Raw genomic sequence first — 17,520 nt, forward strand, 5'->3', positions numbered from 1 at the left:
TCGCCGATGCCAACTATGAGGTGAGCAAAGCCTGGCAGGTGCGGGAAAACTTCAAGGAGTTGTTCAGTGTAGGAAAGCTTTTCGCCAGACTGTTGTTTAACCGATGGAGTACCGATGCGACTCAAAGAAAAATCAAAGAAATAGACAAGGTCGTAGAGATGTTTAACAGGCATGTTTCCGGAGTGGTCAATGCATTACTCACCAACCTAAACAATGCAATGGCCGAACGCCTAAACGGTAAAATACAGGAACTCAAAACAGTGGGAAAAGGCTATCGAACATTCGCCAACTTTAGAAGCGCTATTTTATTCTTCCATGGAGGCCTAAACTTATATCCTCACTAACTTAAGGGTAGAACCAAAAAAATAAAACCGGGGCTGCTTTCATCAGCCCCGGCAGTTTTGGCGAGAGACCATTGTTACAATGATCTCTTCGTATTTGAATTTTGAACTGTAGCGAGTCCAAGACTTGAACTGCCACCATCGCTTATCTTAAAGCAAAAGAATCAACAGCAAGATGATAATGATGATGGCACCGATAGAAAGGTAGACACCATTTCCGGTTGCCCGTGCTTCCGCTTTCATTTCCTTCATTTCTTCCTTGATGTCCTTGATTTCGTCTTTGCTCATGGACTTGAAGTCCATCGCTTTGATTTCCTCCAGCCTGTTTTCGATTTCAGTAATTCGGACTTGTTGTGCAGGTGTCAACTCGTTTTTCGGATTTCTGTCCGGCATTGCTTCGGCATTGAGAACGACCAGAAAAAAGGAGAGTGCGAGAATAAGGTTTTTCATAAGAAGGTTGGTTTTAAATCGATACGCTGTGATTATCAAAATTGAGTCCAGAGCGTGCCATCTCCTGTCTGAAAAACAAATCCCCGGGAAGTCGTTGTCGGAAAAATTGTAACTTAGACCCTTCAATCCGGCCTTCCCAAACTTTAAACAATCCGCCACAAATGTCCCAAAAACAAGCCTGCAAGCTATTTTTACTAGATGCTTTTGCCCTCATCTACCGGGCACATTTCGCCTTCAGCAAAAACCCCAGAATCAGTTCAAAGGGCTTAAATACCGGGGTCATGCTGGGCTTCACCAACACCTTGATGGAGGTGCTGGATAAGGAAAAACCTACACACATTGGGGTCGCATTTGATACGAAAGCCCCAACTTTTCGCCATGTCCAGTACGAGGCTTACAAGGCAAACCGTCAAGAACAGCCCGAGGATATCACGGTTGCGATCCCCTGGGTGAAGGAAATTGTCAAGGCTTTTAATATCCCCATTCTGGAATTGGACGGATTCGAGGCGGATGACATCATCGGAACGCTCGCCAAAAAAGCGGAACGGGAGATGTTTACCGTCTACATGATGACCCCGGACAAGGACTACGGTCAGATCGTCGATGATCATATTTTTCTCTATAAGCCAGCCTTTCTTGGTAACGGTGTCGACGTCATGGGGCCAAAGCAGGTGTGCGCCAAGTGGGATATCGAGCACGTAGATCAGGTGCGTGACATGCTCGGGCTGATGGGCGACGCGGTGGATAACATCCCCGGGATCCCGGGAATCGGCGAAAAAACGGCCACCAAACTTCTGAAAGAATTTGGAACCGTCGAGGGGCTGATCGCCAATGTGGATAAACTCAAAGGAAAGCAGAAAGAAAACGTCGAGAACTTTGCCCAGCAGGGTATTCTATCCAAAGAACTGGCGACGATCAAGATCGACGTGCCAATCGATTTTGACGAAGCGGCGCTGAAGTACGAAGGGTTCAACGAGGAAAAGGTCCGCGCGATCTTTACCGAACTGGAGTTCAGGACGCTGGCGGCACGGATTTTTAAGGAGCCGGGTACAAAGAAGGCGTCGATCAATGCGCCTGCCCAGATGGATTTGTTTGGAGCTCCGGCTGCGCCCGTGGTGACTATCGTCCATGAAAATGAGGACGGGGACTCTGGCTCTGAGCTTGAAGTCGGCCCACCGCCGGTGCTGGACACGATCTGGGCCAATGTCCACAACTACCACAAAATCAAAGGAGCGAAACAGATCCAGGAATTGGTAGACTACCTCCAGCTGCAAACTGAGGTTTGTTTTGACACCGAAACTACCGATCTGGACCCCATGAAAGCAGAATTGGTCGGACTTTCCTTTTCTTACGTCACCGGCGAGGCGTACTACATTCCGGTCACCGAAGACCAGCAGGAGACCCAAGTGGTGCTCGAGATCCTTCGTCCTTTTTTTGAAAATGAGGCAATCCTCAAGATCGGGCAGAACATTAAGTACGACATCCTGGTGCTTAAAAATTACGGCATCGAAGTCAAAGGCAAGATCTACGATACGATGCTCGCCCACTACCTCATCGATCCGGACGGCAAGCATGGCATGGATTGGCTTGCCCAACAATATCTCCACTACAGCCCCGTCTCGATCACCGAGCTCATCGGCAAAAAAGGCAAAGCCCAGGGAAACATGCGGGACGTGGATGAGGATGATGTCACCGCCTATGCCTCTGAAGATGCGGATATCACCCTGAGATTGAAGGAAAAATTCGACCCGATTCTTACCACCAATGGATTGACGAAGCTTTTTGATGATGTGGAAAATCCACTGATCGAGGTGCTGGCCGCGATGGAGTTTGAAGGGGTTAGGATTGACACGCAGAGCCTTGCTGAGCTATCCGTTTTGCTGGAGACTGAGAGCAAGGAAATCGAAAAGCGAGTCTATGAATTGGCCGGAGTCCGCTTCAACCTGGCTTCGCCAAAACAGTTGGGCGACGTGCTTTTTGAAAAACTGAAACTCGATCCAAAGGCCAAAAAGACGAAAACCGGCCAATACGCCACCGGTGAGGAAATCCTCAGCAAGATGGCTAACGAGCATCCCATTGCCGAAGCGATCCTGGATTTCCGCCAGATGGTCAAGTTGAAGTCCACCTACGTGGATGCCCTGCCAACGATGATCAACGCTAAAACAGGGAGAATTCACACGACTTACAACCAGTTTGTGGCGGCTACGGGAAGGCTTTCCTCGATCAACCCCAACCTGCAAAACATTCCGATTCGGACGGCCCGTGGGCGGGAAATCCGCAAGGCTTTTGTACCAAGAGATGAAAATCACCTGCTGCTATCGGCGGATTATTCCCAGATCGAGCTCCGTCTGATGGCGGCCTTTTCTGGAGATGAATCGATGCTGGAAGCATTCAAGACGGGCCGGGATATTCACTCCACCACCGCTGCCAAGATCTTCAAAGTTCCTTTGGAAGAAGTCACTTCTGATATGCGTCGAAAGGCCAAAACCGCCAACTTTGGGATTATTTATGGGATTTCGGCATTCGGACTTTCCCAGCGACTCTCCATCCCAAGGACAGAGGCAAAGGAGATCATCGACGCGTATTTCATGGAGTTCCCCGCGGTCAAAGACTACATGGACGGGGCAATCCAGAAGGCCCAACAAACCGAGTTTGTCGAGACCATCCTAGGTAGGCGTCGCTACCTGCGCGACATCAACAGCCGAAATATCACCACGCGTGGCTTTGCCGAGCGCAACGCCATCAACGCCCCACTTCAGGGTTCGGCCGCCGATCTGATCAAAGTCGCCATGATCGATGTGCACCGATGGATGAAAACCGAAAACCTCAAGTCCAAGATGATCCTGCAAGTACATGATGAATTGGTCTTTGACGCGCACAAGGACGAGGTCGAGCTGCTCAAGAAGCATATTCCCGGCCTGATGTCCAATGCAATCAAGATGGATGTACCGATCGAAGTAGAAGTCGGAGTGGGCACGGACTGGCTGCAGGCGCACTAGGAAGAGGCAAGAGACGAGAAGCAAGAGCCAAGACGCAAGACTTGAGACACTGATACCGAGACATAAGTATCAAGATGCTAGTATCAAGAAGATAGATATTTCTTCTCCGAGTTCGCTATTAGATTGAAGAGCGTCATTTCCCGGCTGATCCATAGAAGTTCTTAGAATCCTCGTAAATCGTATTTCAAAAATCGTAAATCCGAAAATGGCTAAAACCAAAACCTCTTTCTTCTGTCAAAACTGCGGAGCCCAAAGCCCAAAATGGACGGGTCGCTGCCCGGTATGCGGAGAATGGAATACCTACGTCGAAGAAATCATCCAAAAAGAGGAAGTCGGCAAAGGAAGCTGGAAACCCCAAGGTTCGGGTACCAAAAAAGCCAGCGCGCCGCAGAAGATCGCTGAGGTCAGGTACGAAGAGCAGTCCCGCTGGGTGACTGGCGATCCGGAACTCGATCGGGTACTTGGAGGCGGAATAGTACCTGGGTCCTTGGTTTTGATCGGAGGCGAACCCGGTATCGGCAAGTCTACGCTGATGCTTCAGATTGCATTGATTTTAAAAGGAAAAACCATCCTCTATGTCTCAGGGGAAGAAAGTGAAGCCCAGATCAAGATGCGGGCCGATCGGATGGAAGCCAAAAATCCCGACTGCTACGTTCTTTCCGAAACTAATACCCAGCAGATCTTTCAGCAAATCGAGGTCTTGAAGCCGAATTTTCTGATCATTGACTCCATCCAGACGCTCAATAGCCAATATGTAGAGTCGGCTGCTGGCTCAGTTTCCCAAGTGCGGGAATGCACTGCCGAGCTGATGAAATTTGCCAAAGAGACGGGCACGCCGGTTTTTCTGATCGGCCACATTACCAAAGACGGCTCCATTGCCGGACCCAAAGTACTGGAACACATGGTGGACACGGTCTTGCAGTTTGAGGGCGACCGGCATTTGACTTATCGGATTCTGCGTACTTCCAAAAACCGCTTTGGTTCCACCCATGAACTGGGCATCTACGAGATGCGGGCAGAGGGACTTCGTCCTGTCGCCAATCCGTCGGAGATCTTGCTCACGCAGCGCGAAGAGGTGCTCAACGGCGTGGCCATCGGAGCGATGATGGAGGGCAACCGTCCTTTGCTGATCGAGATCCAGTCCCTAGTCAGTCCGGCGACCTACGGCACACCGCAGCGAAGCAGCACCGGCCATGACGCCAAGCGGCTCAATATGCTGTTGGCAGTGTTGGAAAAGCGCGGCGGGATGCGGCTAGGGCAGCAGGATGTCTTTTTGAATGTCGCAGGAGGACTGAGGGTGGATGATCCGGGATTGGACTTGGCGGTTTGTGCTTCGCTGATCTCCAGCTATGAGGACACGCCGGTTTCGGAGCATATTTCCTTTGCTGGAGAGGTGGGACTGGGAGGAGAGATCCGTGCCGTGTCCCGAATAGAAAACCGAATTGCCGAAGCGGAAAAGCTGGGATTCAAGAAAATCATGGTCTCCAAATATGCCGTCAAAGGATTGGATTTGAAAAAATTCAAGATTGAAATCGTCCAAGTCACCAAGCTGGAAGAGATGTATCAGTTGATATTTTAGAAGTGATGTATTCACTGGACTAGATCCTCAAGCTGTTGAAAATCCACCCTTCTGCACTTCGAAACAAACGGGCGCTGGGATCAAAAGGAGGTTTGATCAAAAAGGTCAGGAAAGACACCGGATTGTAGTCTCGTACGCGTTTTGCGTTAAATTGGCAGTAGAGCTGCTAACTAAACCGAAAACGCCATGTACACTTTTCAAAAACAAACTCAAAGAATCAAGGAAGGAAAAGGCTTCATCGCCGCGCTGGATCAGAGCGGAGGTAGCACACCAAAGGCCCTTTTGGGCTACGGAATCGCCGAAAGCGAATACAGTTCCGAAGCCGAAATGTATGCCCTAATGCATCAGATGAGGGCGAGAGTGATGCAGGATCCCGGGTTTACGGGAGACAAAATCATCGGCGTGATCCTCTTCGAAAAAACTATGAATGGGCAGGTCAACGGCATGCCGACACCGGAGTTCCTCTGGTCAAAAGGCATCGTTCCTTTCCTGAAGATAGACAAAGGGCTGAAGGAGAAAGATCTGGGAGTCCAACTCATGAAAGACATTCCCAGTCTTTCTGACGTACTGGAGGACGCAGTATCAAAGGGGATTTTTGGGACCAAGATGAGGTCAGTCATCCTCGAAAATAATCAAGATGGCATCGCCTTGATCGTCAAGCAGCAATTTGAGCTTGGCAGAAAAATCCTCGCTCAGGGATTGGCGCCGATCTTGGAGCCAGAGGTGGATATCCACGCTGCGGAAAAAGGAGAGATCGAAAAACTGCTGCTGGATGAGATTCTGAAGGAATTGGAGGGGATGGCAGACGATCAGCCGGTGATTCTCAAGCTTACTATCCCGAACGCGGCGAATCACTACCTCACACTCGTCAATCATCCCAAGGTCCTTCGTGTCTTTGCTCTCTCCGGAGGCTATGAACTGGACGAAGCCTGCGCCCTCCTGAGCAAAAATCAGGGGATGATCGCAAGCTTTTCGAGAGCCTTGCTCAACGATCTTCGCGCAGATCAGAGCGCCGCGGACTTTTCCGAAGCGCTCGATACTGCTATCGGGAAGATCTACGCCGCATCGATCACCTAGTCCGGGCAGGATACCACTTGACGCTCATTGCTATTTCCGGCCTGATATTGCTGTTGGAAAAATCACCCAGATAGCCCTCTGTTCTATGAAAAAGTCCTTTTTGCTTGTCTCCTTTCTTTCGATTTTGCCGCTCTTCGCATGCTTGGCACAAAGCCAAACTACTGAAACCTGGCCTGATGGAAGCCCGATGTCGGAATGGTTTCTAGACTATTCTAAAGTAGACCCAACCAAACTGGGAAAGCAGTACCGCCTGACCGACCATGGTGTCAAGGACGACTCCACCATCCTCCAAACGGCTCAAATCCAAGCGATCATCAACCACGCCGCAGACTTTGGGGGCGGGGTTGTTGTCGTTCCAAAAGGCACATTTCTCAGTGGAGCGTTGTTTTTCAAACCAAAAACCCACCTCCACTTAGAGGAAGGGGCTGTGCTCAAAGGCTCGGACGACATCGCCAACTATCCGAAGATTCCCTCACGTATGGAGGGTCAAAATCTGGATTACTTCGCCGCTTTGGTGAATGCTTATGGGGTACATGGCTTTACTATTTCCGGCAAAGGAACCATCGATGGCAATGGGTTGAAGTTTTGGGAAGCATTTTGGAAAAGACGGGAAGAAGATCCCAACTGCACCAATCTGGAAGTGTCCAGGCCGCGACTGGTTTTTATCTGGAAAAGTAATGACGTGCAGCTGCAGGATGTCAAGCTGATCAACGCGGGATTTTGGAGCAGCCACTATTACCAGTGCGAAAATGTCAAAATCCTTGATCTACGCATCACTTCTCCCCATCAGCCTGTGAAAGCTCCGAGTACGGACGCCATTGACCTCGACGTGGTTAAAAACGTCCTGATCAAAGGCTGCTACCTTGCTGTCAACGACGACGCCATCGCACTGAAAGGCGGCAAAGGCCCTTGGGCAGACAAAGACCCCAACAACGGGGAAAACACCAACATCCTGATTGAGGACAGCGAGTTTGGCTTTTGTCACGGAGCTCTGACCGCCGGAAGCGAAGCCATTCACAACAAGAACATCGTCATGCGCAATATCAAAGTCCAAGATGCCGTCAGGCTTCTTTGGCTCAAGATGCGCCCGGATACCCCGCAGCACTACGAGTACATCACGGTCGAAAACATCAGCGGTCAAGCGCGAAGCTTCATCTATGTGAAGCCTTGGACACAGTTTTTTGACCTCAAGGGCAGAGAAGACGTGCCGCTTTCATATTCAGATCACATCACCATGCGGAACATCGATCTGGACTGTGAAATCTTCTTTGATGTGGCGATCACGGAGCACGATAGACTTGCTGATTTTTGGTTTGAAAACCTGAGGATAAATGCTAAAAACGGAGTCTTTAATGACTCCTTAGTGGACGGGTTCACGCTCAAAAACGTCGAGGTAAACGGTCGAATGCTGTATTGATTCCCCAGAAGAAGGTTCTCATCTCTGATTGTTTCTTGTAACGGAGCATTTGGAAATTCGAAGGAAGTCATTGATTTTTACAGGGTATAACTCGACTTTTCTTTGAGGACAACTTTAAAAAAATCCAGCCTACGTGATCCAAATATGTCCTATCGCGGAAAGAACCCCGGGAGGCTGGATAATCTTACTGATGCGGTATTTGGCATCGCTATTACGCTGCTTATCTTCAATCTGGTCAATCCCAATTCTTTTGAGAATTTGGTGGCCTTTACCAAAACTCTACCGGCATTTCTGGTAAGCATTGCCTTTCTTATGATCGTCTGGAAAGAGCACGTTAACTTTTCGCAGATCTACGGATTGAACAATTCCTGGATACAGACTCTCAATGTTTTGTTTATCTCATTGATCATTTTCTATGTTTATCCGCTGAGATTCTGGACTCTCTTTCTGACCAATTTTTTGTTTGAGACTAATATTTCTATCCAAATTCAAGCCGCGCAGGTGCCGGATTTAATGATTTATTATGGGTTTATGGCAATGGCACTTTATATCTGTCTGCTATTATTTTACCTCATCGCAAGCGGAAACCAAGATTCTCTTTCGCTGAATCCCTACGAGATTCTTCACACCCGGATGCAGATCATCAGGATGCTGATTTTTGTAGGTGTCCCGTTTGTTTCTATTGTAGTGATCTTCTTTCTTCGCGGCTACAATGTAGGCCTGGCCTCCATGCTCGGAGGAATGGCCTATATCCTGTACACTCCTTTGATGATTTTTTGGAGCAAGAATTACAAAGCCAAGATCAAAAAACTCAACGATTCCAATTCCCTGCAGATTATCGATCCAGCGTCCCTATGAAAGCACTCCTCACCATCGGACTATTGGTCCTCTCCAATACCTTCATGACTCTGGCTTGGTATGGCCACCTGAAATTTGCCGAGTTGAAATGGTTCAGCAAGCTCGGGTTGGTTTCCGTGATTCTGATCAGTTGGGGGATCGCACTTTTCGAATACATGTTCCAGGTGCCGGCCAATAAGATCGGCTTTGCGGGAAACGGGGGGCCATTTTCTTTGGTTCAGCTCAAAGTCCTCCAGGAGGTGATCACCCTGGTGATTTTTATGATCTTCACGCTGATCGCTTTCAAGACAGAAACCTTGCGATGGAACCATGCCATCGGAGCGGTTTTCCTGATCTTGGCAGTCTACTTCATGTTCAAAAAGTAGGTGTAGTCTAACCTTAGCTTTTTCATTTGTGGAAGATTCTCGGCTGGCATTCTCTTTTCAATTTAGCACCCAAAAAGTCGGGGCGGGAAGCTAGCCCTGACTTGGGAAAAAAGTCTAAATCAATCTTTCTTTTCTTTGTCTTCCCGTCCTCAATTCAGCTTTGGGATGCTGTTACTTGGTTTTGATGAGTTAGGCGACCAAAGAAGTAGGGGTCGTCGGAGATACGCTGATCAAACCCCAACTAGCTCCGGTGTTTTTGGCCAAATGGAGAATATAAATAATTGTGTACCAAGGGTCTCAACATAAATAAGTTGAGACCTTTTTTTAGTATCTTTTACCTATATCAATTTTTACCAACCTTAACTCTTGTCTTATGAAAAAACTAGTAGCGGAATTCATCGGGACGCTTTGGCTCGTCTTGGGTGGTTGTGGCAGTGCCGTATTGGCGGCAGGATTTCCCGAGTTGGGAATCGGCTTTGTGGGCGTCTCCTTGGCATTTGGCCTCACGGTCGTGACGATGGCCTATGGCATTGGTCACATCTCCGGATGTCACCTGAATCCGGCAGTCTCTGTCGGGCTGTGGATGGGCGGCAGATTTGATGCCAAAGACCTGCTCCCTTACATCATTGCTCAGGTACTTGGAGGCATCGCGGGAGCCGGGATTTTGTACGTGATTGCGACGGGCAAAGCCGGAGTGGAACTGGGCGGATTTGCGTCCAACGGATTTGGGGAGGCATCACCGGGTGGATATTCCATGACCGCTGCTTTTGTGACTGAGGTGGTGATGACCTTTATATTTCTGATTGTGATCTTGGGATCTACCCATCCCAAAGCACCGGCGGGTTTTGCAGGCCTGGCAATCGGTCTTTGTCTAGTCTTGATTCACCTGATCAGCATACCGGTGACCAACACCTCTGTCAATCCCGCACGAAGTACTTCTCAGGCATTATTTGCCGGTGGAATTTACCTGCAGCAAGTCTGGCTTTTTTGGCTTGCTCCGATCATAGGTGCAGTTTTGGCTGGGTTGGTTTACAAGAATCTCTCACCGACAAATGAGTAATCTCAGAAGAATTTAGATATTTGATTGAGTTTTTTGTACCACTTAACCCTTACTAAAATGAAAAAATTATTTCTAGCAGTAATCATAGTTTTTACAGCGCTGAGCGCACATGGCCAAGCTCAAAAGTATTTAAACCTAGGTGGTGTAGGCACTGGCCTATATGCAGGCCTTGAATTTCCGGTAGGTAGCAAAATAACTGTTGGCCCGAGTGTCTATACAGATTGGGATTTTAACAAGTGGGTTATTGCTGGCAAAGGTAATTACTATCTTGACGATGCCTTTGGACTTGGATCTCAATGGGATGTTTATGTTGGTGCAAATTTAGGTTACAGACTGGAGGAGATTGACAACAATGGTGATGGTGGTGACGGGTTCAACTGGGGAGCACAAGTCGGTGGCCGATGGTTTTGGACCGAAAAATGGGGGATAAATGCAGAATTTGGTGGTGGCTCGGGTGTTACCGGTGGAGTTGGTATCACTAAAAGGATGTAATGCTTAAATAAAATAATTGATTAAAATTTGAGAGCGGGGCGACCCGCTCTTTTTTTGTCCGTATCGGTGATGTCGTCTGGGGAAGCTGCTCATTCCATCCACTGAAAAAGCCAGCCAGGAGCATCCCGGCCTTATTTTGGGGAGAAGAAATTTACTCCTATCAGCGCCGAATTTTTAAGCTTAATCCAAGAATTGGCGCAATTTTGGCTAAGATCGTCTACAAAAATCTGTCTCCTGCCGAATAGCAGAAGACTCTTTTTTCTAGTCAATTTCAATTTTACAAACCAACTTATTTTATGAAGTTTTTGAAAGTAATTTCCTTGGTGATGTTTTTAGGCATCTTCGCTGCTCTGGAGTCTCAAGCACAAGAGGTCGGTATCCGATTTGGAAATGTAAACGGAAACAACGTCGCTGTCGATGGAGTGTTTGCCTTGGGTGAATTTAGCAGGATACATGCCGATGTCAGCTTTGGAAATGACGGTGTGGGTATCGACGCGCTTTGGAACCCAGTGTACGACAATATATCCACCTCTGATTTTAAATGGTACGCCGGATTTGGTCCATCGCTGTTTCTTTCGGATAATTTCAAATTTGGAGTAGCCGGTGAGATCGGGGCAGAATATCCCTTCCCGGACGTTCCCATTACCATCGGCTTGGACTGGAGACCTTACTTTATCCTTGTCGAGGAAACCAGCTTTGATGCTGGAGGATTCGGCCTCAACATCCGATGGAGATTTAATTGATTGCTTACCACTGATGACCGGAGCGGGGAAACCCGCTCTATTTTTTTGCCATGGAATTAATATTGGAAGGTGAGTTTCTACTGGAACGGTTTGCCGGCAAGGGTGGCTGGACTTTCGTGCGTGTTCCGGTGAGCCGTTTGCCTGGCGGCAAAGCTTTTGGCATGGTCAAGCTCAACGGGAGCATCGACGAGTTTGAATTTGTCGGCAAGCACCTCATGCCGATGAAAAAGGGCATTCTCTTCTTGCCCGTCTCCAAACCAATTCGAACTCAAATCGGCAAAGAGGAAGGCGACGTGGTGTTGCTCAAGCTATACCGCGAAGACATGCCCTCCACAACGCCGCAGGAGCTGATCGATTGCCTGGAAGACGATCCGGGTAAACTTTCGCTTTTCTACCTGCTGAGGGAAAGCGAGCAAAAAGAATGGGTCGAATTCATCTACAGCGCAGATTCTGACGACGTCAAGGCTAGCCGAATCGTCAAGCTGCTGGATGAGCTAAAGCCCGATTCCTAAAATTCCACAATGATGCCGACCGTGGGCAAAACGCTTCCGGCCGGATTTTCAATGAGTTTCAGCAGGTACCGGCTGGGATCGGTCGGGTCAATCAGGATGTCGCCCGACTCATCTCTGACAGGAATAAGGATGGGAGCCTGTGCGGCCTGGAAATTATAGAGATTTTGGATATCCACGTACCAGTTGAGATTCCAGCGCTTGAAGTAGTACTTTTTGTCAATCCTGAGATCCAGTTGGTGAAATGGGTCCAGACGAATGGCGTTGATCTGGCTGTAGTCCAGTATTCCGGCATTTCTCAGATCCCAGTTGCTGATCAGGCTGGACTCCTCCAAGTCGTAGGGAGTGTACGGGGTTCCGCCAAGAAATCTCCATCGGGCACCGACTTCCCAATTTTTCCCAAACCGCTTCCCCGCCGTTAGACTGACGATGAATTTGTTGTCCCAAGAGGAGGGAACGAAGCCCTCGGTATTGGGATTGGTAAATTCGCTTCGAACCAAGGTCAGGGCTGCGATCCCGTAAAAATCATTGAATAGTCGCTGTTGAGCCAAAAATTCCAGTCCGTAGGCCCGCCCTTCAGAATTCGAGACGACGGGCTCGTTTCCGATCACCCCAAAATCGGCTCCCAGATTCGCCAGCGATATTCCGTTTCGGATTGAGGAGGGATAGTTACTGTATTTCTTGTAAAAAGTCTCAACCGTGAATCGCCGATTTTTGTCAGGTCTGAGCCACTCGATCCCGGCGATAAACTGGGTGTTTCTGATAAAGCGGACGTCATTCTCGCGATTTTCGAGCTCTCCATCGCCGTTACGATACCCCAACACCGTGTAGGGAGGCTTTTGATAATAAATGCCGGTATTGGCGGTGACAAACAGATTTGGCTTGAGTTGGTAGGAAAAGGAAATCCTCGGACTGATCTGATTCAGCGGATTCGAAGCAGTCTTCGCAAAGTCCGCACCGTCCATGCGGATACCTCCAGTCAAGAGCAGCCGTTCTCCGTAGAAATTCTTGCTTCCAGATACAAAAGCACCGTATTGGTTGAAAAATGAGGTCGACTCCACCTCGATCACCTCGCCGCTCGCCGCGAGGGTAGATCGGTCGTAGTTGCTGATGAAATATCTGGAATACTGATAGTTAAGCCCATACTTGAAAGTAAATCCTTTCGCAAAAATGCTGTTTTCTGCCCTGAATTTATTTTCTGATTCCTGTGAGGAATAGTCGAAAAGCAGATTGGCAGCCGAGCTTTCATCGTTGCCCGCATACTTGTAAGACTGGTTGCTGAGCATATTTCTGCTGAGGACAAACGTCCAAAAGCCATTTTCGCGAAAACGCTTCAGCCGGAGTCCGGTGGCATAGTTCCACTGCTTCTGCACCGGAAGCACATCCAGCAGATACAGCCTATTTTCCAGGTCCTCACCCGTCTCTCCCTCCGGAATTTCCTCATTCAGCTCAAAGTTGTCTATCGCTCCCAATCCGATAAAGGTCAACTCTGTTTTGTCATTCAGCTTGGTGGTAGTTTTGAGCTGAAAGTCATTGAAAGTGGGCAAAAATGGCAGCTCCAGCAGCTTAAAAAGTCCTTGAAGATAAGATCGCCGGGCCGAGAGCGAGTATGTAGTCTTGTCGGAAATGGGCCCTTCGTTGGACAGCGTCAGCTCCGAAGCCCCGACGGTGACCTGCGTGGCCATCTTGTCTCTTCGGCCCTCCTTGAGTTGAATTTCGAAAAAGGAACTCATCGCATCCATCCTGTTGGCGGGAAATCCCCCTGCGATGAGATCGACATTTTTGATCAGGTTGACGTTGAGGATGCCCACCGGCCCGCCCGAGGAGCCTTGGGTCGAAAAGTGGTTGATCACCGGCACTTCGATCTCGTCGACATAGAATTTGTTTTCGTTGGGAGCGCCGCCTCTGATGAGGATGTCATTACGAAAGCTCGGCGTGCTCGCCACACCCGGCAACGCCTGGATGACGCGGGAGATATCCCGATTTCCGCCCGGATAACGTTCTATTTCACTGGCATTGAGCTTTCGGACGGACAGCGGCGTCTCCTCAGATCGGGAAAATTCGCTGCTGACGACGACTTCACTGAGGTCCGCCGCGTCTTCCTGCAGCTGAAAATCCAGCTGAACCGGCTTGGCCAACGTCACCTGAACTTCAAATACGGTGGCGGTCTTGAACCCAACAAAACTTGCCCTGACATTGTAAAGCCCAGGAGGAACGGAGGAGATTTGGTACATCCCATTTTCGTCGCTGATCGCTCCCAATTCTGTGTCAAGGATCAAAATATTGGCAAAACTGACCGGTTCGTTGTTGACCGGATTTACTACTTTCCCGCGGATGACTCCCTGCGAAAATGCCTGAAAAGTAACTGTGATAAAGACCAGAATGGTCAATCTGAATTTCATGGAAGGAGTTGGTTTAGGACTAGAATCAAAATACAGCCACAAAGTTTAGTAGTTCAAGAAATTTTGACAAAAATCAACAGATTCAAGCAGCCTTTTTTTCTTTTTCTCTCCAAAGTCTCCACCAGGGAGTACCCGGAGCGTCGTGATGCTCGTAGTGATATCCAAAAAAGTAGCAGCTCAAAAAGGCCCAAAGGTGGTTTTTGGATTGGGTGTCCGAATGGTGCTTGTTGTCGTGATCCCCGCGGTGGGGAAGGTAGGTGCCAAAGTAAAACAGCTGAAAGGTCGAAAGGATCGCTGGAAGCATCCAAAAGACGATGAGATTTTCGGTATTGAAAAACAGCTTCAGGATATTGAAAGTCACTGCCATCAGCAGAATCTGCCAGACAGTCACGTACTGCCGGATAAAGCTGACGTACCAGATCAGAAAATTGCCCGAATCATGGTAATCCGGATCCTCCGCAGTGGCAACATGGCGGTGGTGGGCATGATGCCTGGGGAACAGCCGTTTGTAAAAATTGAAAGAGAACAGAATAGCGGCTATCCATCCGGTGAGGTCATTACTTTTTTTATTAGAAGAAACGACCCCGTGCATCGCGTCGTGAGCCGTGATAAAAAGCCCCGTGTATAAATGCATCTGGACTAAAATCCCGAGATAAACCCAGGGATTCGCCCACGAAATCGTCAGCCGGAGCAAGATGGAAAGTGATACAAACCACAGCAGGATAATCGTCCATCCGATGGCCAATCCTTTCGGATCGACTGGGTTGGAAGTAGAAGATCTGCCCGAGTCCATAAGAGTAGTACGCTTGATCAAAGGGTCAGGATGCGTTCTTTCACCTGCTCCATCAGCCACATGGGAGTGGAGGTGGCACCGCAGATTCCTACAGATTCATCTTGCCCAAACCAACTTGGATCTACCTGCTCTGGATTAGAAACAAAGTATGTATTCGGATTGCTCTCTTGGCAGGCTTTGAAGAGCACCTTGCCGTTGGAGGATTTGGAGCCCGCAACAAACACGATCTTGTCATACTTTCTGACGAATTCACGCAGGTCCTTGTCGCGATTAGATACCTGTCGACAGATTGTGTCATTGGTGTTGACAGTGATCCCGTTTTTTCGTAGCGTTTCGTTGATTTCGTAAAACTTATCAGTGCTTTTGGTAGTCTGGCTGTAGAGCGTGAGGTTTCTCGGAAGACTGTCAAGGTCCAGTTCTGATATGTCCTGGAATACCACCGCCTTGTTGCCAGTCTGACCCAGCAGGCCAATGACTTCCGCATGCCCGTGTTTGCCGTAGATGTAGATAGTTTCCTTTTTGTCAAAAGAGCTTTTGATCCGGTTTTGCAGTTTGAGCACCACCGGACAGCTGGCATCGATCAGGGTCAGGTTGTTTTTCAACGCCAACTCGTAGGTAGCAGGCGGCTCTCCGTGAGCGCGGATCAGGACTTTTTCGTCTCTCAATCCATATAAGTCGCCGTGATCGATGATTTTAAGGCCTCTTCTGGCGAGTCGCGCGACTTCCTCGTCGTTGTGCACGATATCGCCGAGACAGTAGAGATGACCCTGCTCGTCCAGGATCTCTTCGGCCATCTCGACGGCATAGACCACACCAAAGCAAAATCCGGAATGCGTGTCAATATGTACTTGGAGACCTTTCATATACTATCAACTCCAGAGGTTCGCAATTGTTTTTGGCTGCGGATCTTTTCGAAGATGCTGACATTCAGTAGCAACAAAGACATCGAATAGACCAAATCCTCGACCGGCACCGTCCAGATCCGGATTCCCAGATTTTCGGCGTCGTTGTAGATCACGACAGGCTCTTCGGTCAGTCCTCCGGTAAGAATGCCATTGCACAGGATGAAGGGGATCAAATGAACCAGATAGGTGAACAAGAATCTACCCAGAAAGCGATCGTTGAAAATGAGAAAATGACCCAGCAGCACCAATGCTCCCAACAGAAAATTGAACGAAGTGTACAACTGGTCTAAATGAAGCAGTCCAAATCCCAGGAGGAAGGGAACCATCACGTAGACAGTCGGCTTTGCAAAAGGCCGAAAGATGTCTTTGGGGAAAAAGTATCGCAGTACTTCATAGATGAATATGCAGGCAAATGGAATGACAAAAAAGAACAGGATCTCCTCGATCGGAAGACCATAGATGAAAGCCCCCAAGACGTATCTCGGATTGAATTCCCAAACGCCGATCTCGGTAAACCAGTAATCCCAAACCAAAAAGATCAATGCTGACAAAAGTAAAGCAGGAAAAAGCGCATACCACTGCGACGCATAGCGGACCCGATGCTCAAAAGACCGGGCAAGCGGGAACGAAAGTGCAAAGAGCAAAACTCCTGAATAGAGGTATTTTTCCATCAGAGCATTCCGAGTTTTGTTTCGAAATACATCCCGACAAAAAGGGACAGTTTCTGGGAATTGGGGATTCTGACCCGTCTCTTGGTGAGGGTGTCAGCCGGCATTCCTTTGATTTTGTCGAATAGTTTCTGGTAGTAGCGATAGGCGATCCGAACGCCAAATTTTGCTCCAGCGGGCAAATTGTCGATACCGATCAACGAATCGTTGAAGTCTTTTTGGATGTCTGCTTCAATCTCCCCTTTCATCGCGTTGTCAAACCGGAGATAGTCTACGCCGGGGAAATAGACTCGGCCGCGCTCCTCATAGTCACTTTTTATATCCCGGAGAAAATTTACTTTTTGAAAGGCAGATCCCAGCTTGCAGGCCGGAATGCGAAGGCGCTCGTACGCCTCGGCGTCACCTTCGCAGAAAACCTTGAGACACATCAGCCCGACTACCTCTGCGGAGCCGTAGATGTATTCGGAATAGCGTGAATCGCTGTAGGTCTGGAAATCCAAATCCATTGCCATGCTATGCAGAAACGCCTCGATAAGCGCCGAGTCGATCTGGTAGCGGTTGACCACGAGCTGAAAGGCATGGAGTACCGGGTTTAGCGATACTCCACTCTCTAAAGCCAAGTATGTGTCAGTTCTAAATCGGGCTAAGAGTTCTTTCTTGTCTTTATCATGAAACGTGTCTACGATTTCATCGGCATATCGGACAAAACCATAGATCGCATAGATGGGCATGTGAAACTTTTTGTCCATCGTCTTGATCCCCAACGTGAAGCTGGTGCTGTACCGCTGCGTGATCAGCCGGCTACACTCCAGAGAAGTTTGGTCAAAAAGCGCTATAGAGTCCATTGTTATAATATACTAAA

The 17,520-nt window shown here is 48.7% G+C and carries 17 protein-coding genes; 11 read left to right on the forward strand and 6 right to left on the reverse strand.

Annotated elements, in window-relative coordinates; translation table 11 throughout:
* Positions 1–344: transposase (locus tag G459_RS0108310; protein ID WP_026967235.1), on the forward strand; the 344-nt coding region annotated here is incomplete at its 5' end.
* Positions 345–491: 147 nt separating this feature from the next.
* Here G459_RS0108310 and G459_RS0108315 read toward each other — a convergent pair.
* Positions 492–791 (reverse strand): hypothetical protein, encoded by a 300-nt coding sequence (locus tag G459_RS0108315; RefSeq protein WP_026967236.1) that lies wholly within the window; start codon positions 789–791, stop codon positions 492–494.
* 161 nt (positions 792–952) lie between these two features.
* On the opposite strand from G459_RS0108315, the gene polA reads away from it, so the two are divergent.
* From polA to G459_RS0108370, 10 genes are all read left to right on the forward strand, one after another.
* Entirely contained in the window at positions 953–3,790 is a 2,838-nt protein-coding gene (polA, locus tag G459_RS0108320) for a DNA polymerase I (RefSeq protein WP_026967237.1), read from the forward strand.
* Positions 3,791–3,995: 205 nt separating this feature from the next.
* Positions 3,996–5,369, forward strand: coding sequence for a DNA repair protein RadA (gene radA, locus G459_RS0108325; protein ID WP_026967238.1), 1,374 nt, complete (start codon positions 3,996–3,998; stop codon positions 5,367–5,369).
* Positions 5,370–5,555: 186 nt separating this feature from the next.
* Positions 5,556–6,446, forward strand: a complete 891-nt coding sequence (locus tag G459_RS0108335; RefSeq protein WP_026967239.1) for a fructose bisphosphate aldolase — start codon at positions 5,556–5,558, stop codon at positions 6,444–6,446.
* 85 nt (positions 6,447–6,531) lie between these two features.
* Positions 6,532–7,863 carry a rhamnogalacturonidase gene (locus G459_RS0108340; protein WP_026967240.1) on the forward strand — a complete coding sequence of 444 codons (1,332 nt, stop codon included), beginning with the start codon at positions 6,532–6,534 and terminating at the stop codon, positions 7,861–7,863.
* A 144-nt stretch (positions 7,864–8,007) separates the two neighbouring features.
* Positions 8,008–8,721 (forward strand): TMEM175 family protein, encoded by a 714-nt coding sequence (locus G459_RS27085; protein WP_245588145.1) that lies wholly within the window; start codon positions 8,008–8,010, stop codon positions 8,719–8,721.
* Positions 8,718–9,086 (forward strand): DMT family protein, encoded by a 369-nt coding sequence (locus G459_RS0108350; protein ID WP_026967241.1) that lies wholly within the window; start codon positions 8,718–8,720, stop codon positions 9,084–9,086. The genes G459_RS27085 and G459_RS0108350 overlap by 4 nt, the downstream gene beginning before the upstream one ends.
* 373 nt (positions 9,087–9,459) lie before the next feature.
* Complete coding sequence (aqpZ, locus tag G459_RS0108355; protein ID WP_026967242.1) at positions 9,460–10,146, forward strand: aquaporin Z; 687 nt, start codon at positions 9,460–9,462, stop codon at positions 10,144–10,146.
* Positions 10,147–10,203: 57 nt separating this feature from the next.
* Entirely contained in the window at positions 10,204–10,638 is a 435-nt protein-coding gene (locus tag G459_RS27090) for a hypothetical protein (protein ID WP_051315137.1), read from the forward strand.
* 296 nt (positions 10,639–10,934) lie between these two features.
* Positions 10,935–11,381 carry a hypothetical protein gene (locus tag G459_RS0108365; protein ID WP_026967243.1) on the forward strand — a complete coding sequence of 149 codons (447 nt, stop codon included), beginning with the start codon at positions 10,935–10,937 and terminating at the stop codon, positions 11,379–11,381.
* 50 nt (positions 11,382–11,431) lie between these two features.
* A complete protein-coding gene (locus G459_RS0108370) occupies positions 11,432–11,893 on the forward strand; it encodes a YdeI/OmpD-associated family protein (protein ID WP_026967244.1) in 462 nt (153 codons plus the stop codon).
* On the opposite strand, the gene G459_RS0108375 is transcribed toward G459_RS0108370, so the two are convergent.
* The 5 genes from G459_RS0108375 to G459_RS0108395 form a co-directional block, all read right to left on the reverse strand.
* Complete coding sequence (locus tag G459_RS0108375) at positions 11,890–14,292, reverse strand: TonB-dependent receptor (RefSeq protein WP_026967245.1); 2,403 nt, start codon at positions 14,290–14,292, stop codon at positions 11,890–11,892. The two genes, G459_RS0108370 and G459_RS0108375, sit on opposite strands and share 4 nt — an antisense overlap.
* Before the next feature lie 82 nt (positions 14,293–14,374).
* On the reverse strand, positions 14,375–15,085 hold the full coding sequence (locus G459_RS0108380) for a fatty acid desaturase (protein WP_026967246.1): 711 nt from the start codon (positions 15,083–15,085) through the stop codon (positions 14,375–14,377).
* Between the two features lie 17 nt (positions 15,086–15,102).
* Positions 15,103–15,948, reverse strand: a complete 846-nt coding sequence (locus G459_RS0108385) for a 4-hydroxy-3-methylbut-2-enyl diphosphate reductase (protein WP_026967247.1) — start codon at positions 15,946–15,948, stop codon at positions 15,103–15,105.
* On the reverse strand, positions 15,945–16,661 hold the full coding sequence (locus G459_RS0108390; protein WP_026967248.1) for a lycopene cyclase domain-containing protein: 717 nt from the start codon (positions 16,659–16,661) through the stop codon (positions 15,945–15,947). The genes G459_RS0108385 and G459_RS0108390 overlap by 4 nt, the downstream gene beginning before the upstream one ends.
* Complete coding sequence (locus G459_RS0108395) at positions 16,661–17,503, reverse strand: phytoene/squalene synthase family protein (protein ID WP_026967249.1); 843 nt, start codon at positions 17,501–17,503, stop codon at positions 16,661–16,663. Before G459_RS0108395 ends, G459_RS0108390 begins: the two co-directional genes overlap by 1 nt.
* Between the last annotated feature and the right edge of the window lie 17 nt (positions 17,504–17,520).

Source organism: Algoriphagus terrigena DSM 22685 (genome assembly GCF_000429445.1).
In the GTDB taxonomy this organism is placed as follows: Bacteria; Bacteroidota; Bacteroidia; order Cytophagales; family Cyclobacteriaceae; genus Algoriphagus; species Algoriphagus terrigena.

Excerpts from the sequence above, each read along its gene's own strand:
- G459_RS0108315 (WP_026967236.1), bottom strand. The coding sequence starts at position 791 with ATGAAAAACCTTATTCTCGCACTCTCCTTTTTTCTGGTCGTTCTCAAT.
- polA (WP_026967237.1), top strand. The coding sequence starts at position 953 with ATGTCCCAAAAACAAGCCTGCAAGCTATTTTTACTAGATGCTTTTGCC.
- radA (WP_026967238.1), top strand. The coding sequence starts at position 3,996 with ATGGCTAAAACCAAAACCTCTTTCTTCTGTCAAAACTGCGGAGCCCAA.
- G459_RS0108335 (WP_026967239.1), top strand. The coding sequence starts at position 5,556 with ATGTACACTTTTCAAAAACAAACTCAAAGAATCAAGGAAGGAAAAGGC.
- G459_RS0108340 (WP_026967240.1), top strand. The coding sequence starts at position 6,532 with ATGAAAAAGTCCTTTTTGCTTGTCTCCTTTCTTTCGATTTTGCCGCTC.
- G459_RS27085 (WP_245588145.1), top strand. The coding sequence starts at position 8,008 with ATGTCCTATCGCGGAAAGAACCCCGGGAGGCTGGATAATCTTACTGAT.
- G459_RS0108350 (WP_026967241.1), top strand. The coding sequence starts at position 8,718 with ATGAAAGCACTCCTCACCATCGGACTATTGGTCCTCTCCAATACCTTC.
- aqpZ (WP_026967242.1), top strand. The coding sequence starts at position 9,460 with ATGAAAAAACTAGTAGCGGAATTCATCGGGACGCTTTGGCTCGTCTTG.
- G459_RS27090 (WP_051315137.1), top strand. The coding sequence starts at position 10,204 with ATGAAAAAATTATTTCTAGCAGTAATCATAGTTTTTACAGCGCTGAGC.
- G459_RS0108365 (WP_026967243.1), top strand. The coding sequence starts at position 10,935 with ATGAAGTTTTTGAAAGTAATTTCCTTGGTGATGTTTTTAGGCATCTTC.
- G459_RS0108370 (WP_026967244.1), top strand. The coding sequence starts at position 11,432 with ATGGAATTAATATTGGAAGGTGAGTTTCTACTGGAACGGTTTGCCGGC.
- G459_RS0108375 (WP_026967245.1), bottom strand. The coding sequence starts at position 14,292 with ATGAAATTCAGATTGACCATTCTGGTCTTTATCACAGTTACTTTTCAG.
- G459_RS0108380 (WP_026967246.1), bottom strand. The coding sequence starts at position 15,085 with ATGGACTCGGGCAGATCTTCTACTTCCAACCCAGTCGATCCGAAAGGA.
- G459_RS0108385 (WP_026967247.1), bottom strand. The coding sequence starts at position 15,948 with ATGAAAGGTCTCCAAGTACATATTGACACGCATTCCGGATTTTGCTTT.
- G459_RS0108390 (WP_026967248.1), bottom strand. The coding sequence starts at position 16,661 with ATGGAAAAATACCTCTATTCAGGAGTTTTGCTCTTTGCACTTTCGTTC.
- G459_RS0108395 (WP_026967249.1), bottom strand. The coding sequence starts at position 17,503 with ATGGACTCTATAGCGCTTTTTGACCAAACTTCTCTGGAGTGTAGCCGG.